Origin of the sequence: Pseudomonas sputi, assembly GCF_021603585.1 — a bacterium.
Lineage (GTDB): Bacteria > Pseudomonadota > Gammaproteobacteria > Pseudomonadales > Pseudomonadaceae > Aquipseudomonas > Aquipseudomonas sputi.
Genome location: NZ_BQHI01000081.1, coordinates 1 through 303, shown reverse-complemented (window position 1 = coordinate 303; position 303 = coordinate 1). Strand labels below are relative to the sequence as shown.

General features: G+C 62.0%; 1 protein-coding gene. It reads left to right on the top strand.

Annotation, left to right across the window (positions count from 1 at the left end):
- The coding region (locus tag L6D81_RS29385; RefSeq protein ID WP_236183005.1) for a calcium-binding protein at positions 1 to 303 on the top strand (303 nt) is incomplete at both ends.

The following is a 303-nucleotide window of genomic DNA, read 5'->3' as shown; positions in this document are numbered from 1 at the left end:
GTGACACCATCATCGAAACCAGCACCCTGGCCAGCGAAATCGACACCGTGCGTTCTTCGGTGAACTGGACCCTGGGCGCCAACCTGGAAAATCTGGTGCTTACCGGCACGGCCAACCTCAACGGCACCGGTAACGAGTTGAACAACACCCTGACCGGCAACAGCGGCGCCAACACACTCAACGGCGGTCTGGGCGCAGACACCATGATCGGCGGCGACGGTGTCGATACCTACTACGTCGACAACGTCGGCGACGTGGTGATCGAGACCGATGCCTCGCCGACCGCCTACGACCGGGTCTTCG